We start from the raw sequence: 8,934 nt of genomic DNA on the forward strand, positions 1-8,934 counted from the left end.
TCTATACCTGCCAGCACATCCATCTAGACCGAAGGTCAGGAAGGCGTCTCATGCACCAGCGCAAGCAGAACCACCAAAAATCTAGATCACCCATTCCTTTACTGTTCCGCCAGATCCGGACGTTTTTCCGAAGGGCGACCCGGGGGTTGATGCGATCGCTTTCCCGGAATATTAGGGGGATGGATCGTCGCGATCGCAAGCGGGTGGCCGGGTTCGTCCTGCCCACGGTGACGATGGTACTGATGGTGGTGGTGTTGCTGACGATGGCGATCATGTTCCGATCATTTGATCGCGCCCAGGATGCCAGGTACACCCGGGTCAGCACCGCCGTTTTGAAAGCTGCGGAACCGGCGACATCCCGGGCGAAAGCCAAAATTTCCGAGGCGATGAACGAGCTAGAAAACGATCCCAGCCGAGTCATCTCCGATGAAGAACTTTATAACTCCTTTACCCTGAACAGTAAATATACCTTTAATGACGAAGAATTTATCAATATCAGCTACGATGAAGAAGCGATTAAAACCGCTTGGAAATTTCCAGTTGATTCGGATAACAATGGCAAGTTTGACCGCTACATTGTCTATGGTATCTTCTTCCAAAATCCTGAAATAGGAAAAACAAGAAGCCCACTACACGCGAGAACCTTACCCCTGCCACCCTTGGGTTTTAAACCCAGACGAGAGTGCGCCATGTACGTGGGTTCCAATGACAACTTAGTGACAGAAGAGGGATGGGTTCCCTCCTTGGGTAAGCTGAAGAGAAGCATATTTGTCTACACTCTTGCTGTGCCCATCAGTCAAGACCAAATCGATGCGGGTCTGGGTTCCACCTACGAAGCCACCTCAGTCAACTCCAGCTTGAATCCCCTAGAGTATCAAATGGACTGGCAGCAAAAACCTCTTCGGGGCGTGGTTTATCGAGATGACTTAGAAATCACTCCCGGTTCTGCTTTTGCCCTCAACGGGCCTCTGTTCACCGCCAGTAATTTGATCGCGTCTCACTTTGGTGCTGGAGCCCGACTCTATCAACTCAGTGCACAAGACTCCTGTTTTTATCAGGAAGACTTAAGCAAGATTACTGTTGCCGGGAATGTCATTAATGGTATGACCGGGAATACAACCTTTAAAGAAGAGGTTGATGTCGATCTGTATCATGGTATAAACGCCGCTCCAATTACACAGGAAATTTCTCAGACCAATCAATCCACAGGAGATAGTGCATACGAGGCAATGTACAACGGTGGTGCCTATCAAGCTCGCCTGACGGCACTGGTGGAAGAGCAGATGAAGGAGGATGCAAGCGACGATCCTAAAGCAGAAGTCCAAGATCTCAAAGAGGCGCTGGAGAACCAAGGGGTTGACCCGACAGATGCCCGTCGGCAACTGCTGGAACGCTATTTCAGCAAGCGACTGCGGAAAGTTCCCTTTGCAGAGGTGCCTGAAGGTGGGGATGCCCTTGCTAGTTTTTCACTCCAGGGTAGTGGCGATACCTTGCGACCACCAGATGCTTGGATGCGGCCTTTGGAGGCAGTGACCAACATCTCTCTCACAACTGGGCAGTTGAAGGCCACAGAACCCTCAGAACAACTAGCAGCGGGAACAGAAGATGAACTCGGCGATCGCATTTTGGTCGGCAATAACTTGCCAGCGCTGTATTTGGATGAGAATGGTAAAGATTGGGTGACAGCAACCCTAGAGTTGGATGGCGATCAATGGTCTAATGAGACCGATCGCACTCGTGTCACCCAAAACACTGCCTTACCCTCCGCAGGGGACTTGAGCCGTAACGGTTTTTGGGAAAGAGCAGCCACCAGAAAACCTCAAACCGCGATTTCCGGCATCGGCGGACTGCGGGTGATTACAGGTGGTGGAATTTACGAGCGATTGAACTCCTTCTTGCCACCTCCCCAATGGGATGATCCAACCACCAATGCCGTCAGTCCATCTCTAACCTACGACGATCCAGCCACCAGTGCCATCGAAGAGTTTCCCATTGTCTGGCCGGATACCATGCCCATGTCTCCTCCCGAAGGTGGAAAGGTTTACGATAACAACCCCAGTAGTTCCAACCCCGGATGGAATTCTTTACCAGCACCCCTCCCAGTTGCCCAGACTCCCACCATCGACCCGAATACAAACCAATACGCCAAGGGCGACTTGCGGATGCGGGCCACTGCCGTTTACCACTACGCCCAAGATTCCACTGACCCCGAGAACGAAGATACAGACCAACAGCCCATCGCCTGCGTCAGCAGCTACTATGACCCCACCAATAGCTTGACGGCGCAGAACATGGAAACTCTGCCCGGTGGCACACCCGATGGCCGCTCTAACAATGGTATTGTTTACCCTGCCCCCAGCACAGCCAGACCGGGCGGAGCCAGCTTGAATGCAACAACGGGGTTAATCAGCGTAACCGGTGCAGCCTCGGAACTCGGCAATCAAGCCAACATGGTATTCCCAGACGGACGGTTTGCCAACGAACCGTTGAGAAAAGCCCTCATTAAATTGTCCGAGGGGAAAGATTTGGATCTCGCCAATCAGGCAGCAATTGACGCCAATCTCTGCGCTTTAGACATTCTCAGTGGAACAATAGAGCCGGATAATAGCCTGATTCCCCACGAGGCCATTCGGGAAGTGACCCTGCTCAATGGCCGGGAAGTGAAAGCCAACGATGCTGACGACCCAGACACCAACGTTGATGAAACCTTTACCCTCAACAGTCCCCGAACCGGTAACCAAGCCGCGAAGCTGACGGGAAGATATGATCTCGCCCTGCAAGATCGCCAGCCCCAAGAAATTCGGCTGACTCAGTTGGATCTCAACGTTCTCCGGGGCACCACAATTGACAACACGGAAACTTCCGACATCGCCGGCCTCAGCCCGGAATACCTGCTCCCCTACAGTGGCATTGTCTACGCCAGTCGGGACGATGCCCTCCCAGATCGCAGCTACCGCGAAGAAGGGGACGCCAACGGAATTAACGAGGAGTTCAGCAAAGCCCTGAGTCCCTCCGACTACCAGCTTGACCCCAGCCGCCGTCCCAATGGCATTCTGTTGATTAACGGACAGGCCTTGGGCCGCAAAAATGACGTTGCAATTGGGGACGATGGCGACCCGGCCACCAGTCCAGAGGATGTACTCAAGGAAAAAGGACTCACCCTGGTTTCTAACGTTCCCGTTTATATTCAGGGTAGCTTTAACGTCCACAGCCAAGAAGAGTTTACCCAGAACCTAGACGAAGACTTTGGCAACTTCTACGATCGCAACGCCATTAACCCCAACTTCGCCTGTCGCAAAAATGATCCCATTCGCGCTCAGTTAGATAGTGACTGTGGTACGGGTGATACTTGGCGACCCGTGACCATCTTTGCCGATGCCGCGACCCTGCTTTCGGAGAACTTCCGGTTTGGTTTCCGCAACGAAGGGGACTTCGAGCTGCGGAATAATGCAGCCAACGCCATTGTCGGCTATGACCTGAACGGGGACGGTGCGATCGGCACTGCCGCCCTCACCGAGGCAGATTTTGCCCCCGACCTGGATCATAACGGAAGCAATACGGACACCAACATTGACGAATCCAATCTGACATTACCTGATGACACAACTGCTTGGCAAGCTGATTTGGATGGAAACGGTAATTCAGGTGATACTTTGAAAGAAGCCGACTTTGCCCCAGATATCAACAAAAACGGGACTCCAGGGGAAACCACCTACACTGTCACAGAAACAGATTATGGGTTTGACCTCAACGGGGTAGACTCAAATGGGGACGGAACTCGGGATAATGATCCCGTTATCGAAGCCCAAATCACAGCCAAAGCCGCTCGGTGGTTAAATGGCTTCAACGGTTACAACGACTTTGCCATCAACGGACTGAGCAGCAACGCCGAATTTCAGCCCTTTGCCACTGATAACCAGGGGACCGTCAACCCCACTGCCAACAACAAGTACACTGACGGAAACTACAGTAACAGCACTGCCAATCAAACCAATACTGGTGCGGCGGATAGCACCTACTTCAACAACTTTGTCACCCCCATTCAGCGACGGATCAACTTTCCTGAGTACGTCATGGAAATCTGTCGCAAGCCGATGGTGTCCGCTTGTGGTCCCCAGGATTGGGTGGTCGGATACGATGAAAATGGTAATAGTACCAATGACGGTATTGATTGGTTTGATACCAGTAATGACTGGACTTGGACTAACACTGAGGACTTCGAGGCTGACATCAAACTCGCCGATCTGCCACTGGCGCTTAAACCAAGTGCCTATCCCGATTCACCTAAAGTCCCATCTCCAGTACCGGCCGGAGCGCCTTCGATCGATGCTTTTGGAACAGGTTTCGATCGCAACAAGCTGATGGCAGGTACCACAGTCAATCCTCCACGATTAGACTCAGATCATCGCTATCCCCGGCGGATTGCCTTCCTGCGGGATTCCAAGACCAACGAACTGATTTTGGATAGCAACGATCACCCCATTCCCATCGGCATCAATAATAATGGCAAACTAGCCTGTTACACCTCCGGTGGTACTAATGTTTGGGATTGGGATGGAGATAGCAGTAACTCAGTTGAGCAGCCTTGCAACACCTATGGCACCGCTAACAAGCCACAAAATGATGCTAAAGCCCTTTGGTTCCAAACTCAAAACGGTAACAATAAAAATTGGGGCTATGATTATCCCCTGTGGTACGACGACCCAGATAACCCGGGTAGTCTGTCGAGTTTTGCCCCCCTCCCCTATCAGCCCTCTTTGGTTCCTGTGCTCCAAATCCACGCCACTAACACCAATAATTCTAAAGCGAATGAACCTACGTTTCCCGTAGGCGACTCGGCAGAAACCAAGACTCGCTGGTTGCAAAGGGTGGCGACGAATGAAGAATTTAACCTAGTCTTGGGAGCGGGTGATGTTCCGTCCCGTCCCAATGAAACCAACGGCGGTATGCAAAACCTGGCTCGGTTCTTGGAAAACTGGTTTAAACCCACAGAAAGAAAGACCAAGATTTTTGGTTCCTTTGTACAGTCGGGTCGCAGTGCCTACGCAACTGCTCCTTACCTGTCAATTTCGGCAGATGTAACAGTATTTGGAGAAAACACCCGATACAGGATGCAGAATGCTGGACGTCGGATTGCTTACTTTATGCCACCCGCCCGGAACTGGGGTTCGGATGTGGGCTTGTTCGCCCAGCCGCCGGACTACTTTACCCGGCAGTTTGCTCGCCTGGACTTTGATGTTGATCCGGAGAACCCCGCAGATAAACAATACAAGGTGATGGAATTCTTCCGACAAGTGGGCGCGGATGACCCTTGGGTGAAAGGTTTGCTCTGTGCCAAGGATGAAGATGGTAACGATATCGTCAGTGATAGCACTGGAATTCGACCGGATTGTACGGATTACGAATAATTCACCTGATGTAAGGAGACAAACTGATGAACACTCAACCCAAATCTAAAGGAAAATTTCGCCACTCTTCTGAGTCCGGCTATACCATCCTGGAGGGGGTCATGGCGATGGTGGTCGTGTCCGTCTTGATGTTGGCAGTCTCTCCGGTGATTGTCTTGGCTACCGGTATCCGAATGCAGGCGAAGCGGATACAACTGGCGTCCCAGGCGGCGAGTAGCTACGTCGCTTATATCAAGACCTCACCCCGGAGAGAAAATGCTCCGGGCAACCTGGAAAATCCCCTGGAAGAACCCACAGATGATGACCCCCTGACAACCCACGAGGCTCCTCAGTTGAATTTTGATATAGATGGACTCTGTGACCAGAATGGTGAGTATTGTGGTGACAATAACCAGCTCTACTGCGTTGATTTTGACGGTAATGATAGCTGTACCACAGATAGTCAAGTCGATATGATAGTTCAGCCCATCGCGAGACTGTATAATAGTATCGCCCCTGATGACGAGCCAAACCAATGGGCAGATGATGGCTACGTTCTGGCAGTTCGGGTGTATCGAGCTAATGCTTTTGGTGGCGATCAGCCACTCACAAACGGCTCCGAGGATGAAGGGGGAGTAGACACCAGTATCACTAATGCCATTGGCAGACGCAACTTCCCTCTGATCAACTTGCAAACATCAGTCGAACCGACTGGGGATCTCTTTCAAAAATACTCCAATACTCTACAAGATCCTAATCCTCCATCACCGTGATCTTTAGGAGTGAGTCCGTCCAAAGGACTGACTCGGAAGCGACATTCCCACAGCTTTTCAAGGAAAAGTCACCATGCTCAGTTTAATTCAATCTTTTCTAAATCGGCGGCATCGGCGCAATCCCCCCCAACTCCCCCGAAGGGATGGTGGCTTTACCATGATCGAGTTGATTGTGGGGATGGTCATCACTTTCCTAATTATTACGCCTCTTTTGGGCTTTGTGGTCAGCATTCTGAACGATGACCGCAACGAGGGAGAAAAAGCGGCGATGGAACAGGAATTGCAGGCGGCTTTGGACTTCATCACTGCTGACTTGAGCCAGGCTTTCTATATTTATAAGGACGGTCAGTTTGAGGAGGCGATCGAGGATGAGAATGGGGAGATTCAAATTATTGATCTCACTCCCCTCCTAGAAATTGACGGACGGATGCCTATTTTAGTTTTTTGGATGAAGCATACTTTGCCGAATTCTTTACCCCCCATTACGGAGATTGACACTCTCACTCCTAAAGACTGCGACGAGCCAGATGAGCCATGTGATGATAGCTCTGTTAATGCCCTAGTTGCTTATTATTTAGTTCCGGGGGAAAAAGATGAAATCTGGTGTCCCCATGGGGAACCTTGTCCATCCCGAATCGAGCGTTATCTGATTCGAGGCCCCTTGGAAAAGGCGAAAGGTACTGGACTGATTTACGACCCCAGTGAATTAAAAGACAGTCAACAAGCCAGTGACGCTTTTAATCCAGATTTTGATGTTAGTGTACTGCTAGGGGGTAATCAAACTGATGCAGCAAGAAATGTAGTCATCCAAACTCCTTCCGACGGAGAAGTTTTAATCAATTATATTGATATTGATGGCTTTAATCTTGATCGAGTCGGTGACGATAATGACTCTGCAAAAATCACCATTCGGGGAAATGCCATGAGTCGAATTCAGGCGACTGAAACCGACTACTGTACAAAGGATGAGAATAATGATGATCTTCCTGACAATACTTCTTTCTGTCCCCAGGTCACGATTGAAGTTAAAGGGTTGCGACTCCAGAACTAATCCTATTGTTGAGGGGTTCTCAAACGTTAAAATTCATGAGAATTAGTCCAATGAAAACTAATTTACAGATACTTTTTTATTCCCATCTGTGGAAACGACGAGAGAGGTGTCTGTCTCGCTCTGGTGATGCGGGATTTTCGCTGCTGGAATTGCTGGTCGTTGTTTTTATTATTGGCATCCTCGCCGCCGTTGCGGTACCCGGCTGGAATGGCTTCATCACCCGACAGAGAGTTCGCACGGTTAATGGCCAGGTCTATCAAGCCCTGCAGGAAGCCCGAACCCTCGCCCGAGCCAGGCGAGTCAAATACGTTATTGAATTTCGACAAAATGATGATGATGTGCCGGAATATCGGATTTATCCGGAAGCACAACAAAAAAATATTGGCGGTGAAGAGCTTTGGATTGGGTTGAGTCCTCCAGGCAATCTTAAACCCGGAATGGTAGAAATTGATGGAACTGATGAAGACGGGAACCCTATCGATAAATTTGTTTTTGATGAGCGGGGTGCAGTTTCAGACGACGAAGAAGAAGAATACGCCCTTCCTGTAACTTTTACGGTTTCCCAAAAAGATGGGGGCGGTGAGCGGTGCGTGATTGTCCAAACTCTGCTCGGTGCAATGAGAAAAGCCGAAGGAGATGAGTGTTCGCCATAGTCAACCCCACCGAAAACACAACGATCGCCCCTCTTAACCCGCCACAACCGAAACCCTCACTGCCACCCCATCCCCCGCCGACAGAGCGTTGCCAGGGGAAACCCATCAGAATCGAAATCTTGAGAAACCGGATTTGTGGTGATTCCTTAACAATCCGGTTCCTTTCCAGGTAAAATTTGATACCCCCTCCCACTCCAAAAATACCGAAAATTACTGAAGCCCCCACCCCGACGCCGATGCTACGATCGCGCTCATTACAATATCAGGGGGAGGTGCTCCAATGCCACACCGCGACAAGAGCGAGGCCGGGTTTTCACTGTTGGAATTACTATTTGTCACTGTTATTATCGGAGTTTTGAGCGCGATCGCGGTTCCGGGTTGGTTGGGTTTCGCCAGGCGCCAGGAACTCCGAAGAGCCCAAAGTCAAGCCTACTGGGTGATGAAAGCGGCACGTCGCAACGCCAGACGCGATAAGAGGGCTTGGCAGGCCACCTTTCGCAAACAGGGCGATCGCATTCAGTGGGCACTCCACAAACCCGAAACTTCACCCGCCAACCTCCCCAATTCCGCTTGGACGGATTTCGATGGCGGAATTGACATCGATGCGAATGAAACCAGCCTCAGAAAGGTCTGGCCGGAAACCAACCGCGTGACAACCTCCGACACCAACCACTACAGGACATTGTTCAACTACAAGGGCTGTCCCGTCCACTCTCCCCAGGACAACTGCGGTGCAACCAATTTTCGTGCAAAAGGCCGCATCACCTTCAAACACGGCGATATGGGGGAAGTCCGACGCTGCGTCATCGTCTCCACCCTCCTTGGAGTCGTTCGCAAGGGCGAAGACGCTTCGGAAGCGACCGCCGACGGGAAAAACTGCTATCGCGACTGATGGGGAGTCGGGAGTCGGGAATGGGGTATTATTCAAACAACAACTCCGCCGCCTGTTCCACCCGGGCGATCGCATCCACGCCGCGGGGCAAATTGGACAGGGGGACGATCGCCCGTCCGGGAAAGCGATCGCCCGGAATTTCCCGACCGGGTTCGGCCCGGTTGTGGAGGATATAATT

General features: G+C 51.1%; 5 protein-coding genes. All 5 read left to right on the top strand.

The window, feature by feature from the left end:
• The first annotated feature begins 149 nt into the window (after positions 1-149).
• A complete protein-coding gene (hpsA, locus tag AC0QHF_RS27855) occupies positions 150-5,408 on the top strand; it encodes a hormogonium polysaccharide biosynthesis protein HpsA (protein ID WP_324707548.1) in 5,259 nt (1,752 codons plus the stop codon).
• Positions 5,409-5,434: 26 nt separating this feature from the next.
• Positions 5,435-6,160, top strand: coding sequence for a hormogonium polysaccharide secretion pseudopilin HpsB (gene hpsB / locus AC0QHF_RS27860; protein ID WP_324707543.1), 726 nt, complete (start codon positions 5,435-5,437; stop codon positions 6,158-6,160).
• A 73-nt stretch (positions 6,161-6,233) separates the two neighbouring features.
• The gene (locus AC0QHF_RS27865; RefSeq protein ID WP_324707544.1) at positions 6,234-7,211 is read left to right on the top strand and encodes a prepilin-type N-terminal cleavage/methylation domain-containing protein; all 978 of its coding nucleotides are present in this window, start codon (positions 6,234-6,236) and stop codon (positions 7,209-7,211) included.
• A gap of 50 nt (positions 7,212-7,261) precedes the next feature.
• Positions 7,262-7,864 carry a pilus assembly FimT family protein gene (locus tag AC0QHF_RS27870; RefSeq protein WP_324707545.1) on the top strand — a complete coding sequence of 201 codons (603 nt, stop codon included), beginning with the start codon at positions 7,262-7,264 and terminating at the stop codon, positions 7,862-7,864.
• 280 nt (positions 7,865-8,144) lie between these two features.
• Positions 8,145-8,756, top strand: coding sequence for a pilus assembly FimT family protein (locus AC0QHF_RS27875; RefSeq protein ID WP_324707546.1), 612 nt, complete (start codon positions 8,145-8,147; stop codon positions 8,754-8,756).
• Positions 8,757-8,934: the final 178 nt, after the last annotated feature.

It is taken from the genome of Lyngbya sp. CCY1209 (assembly GCF_055795065.1).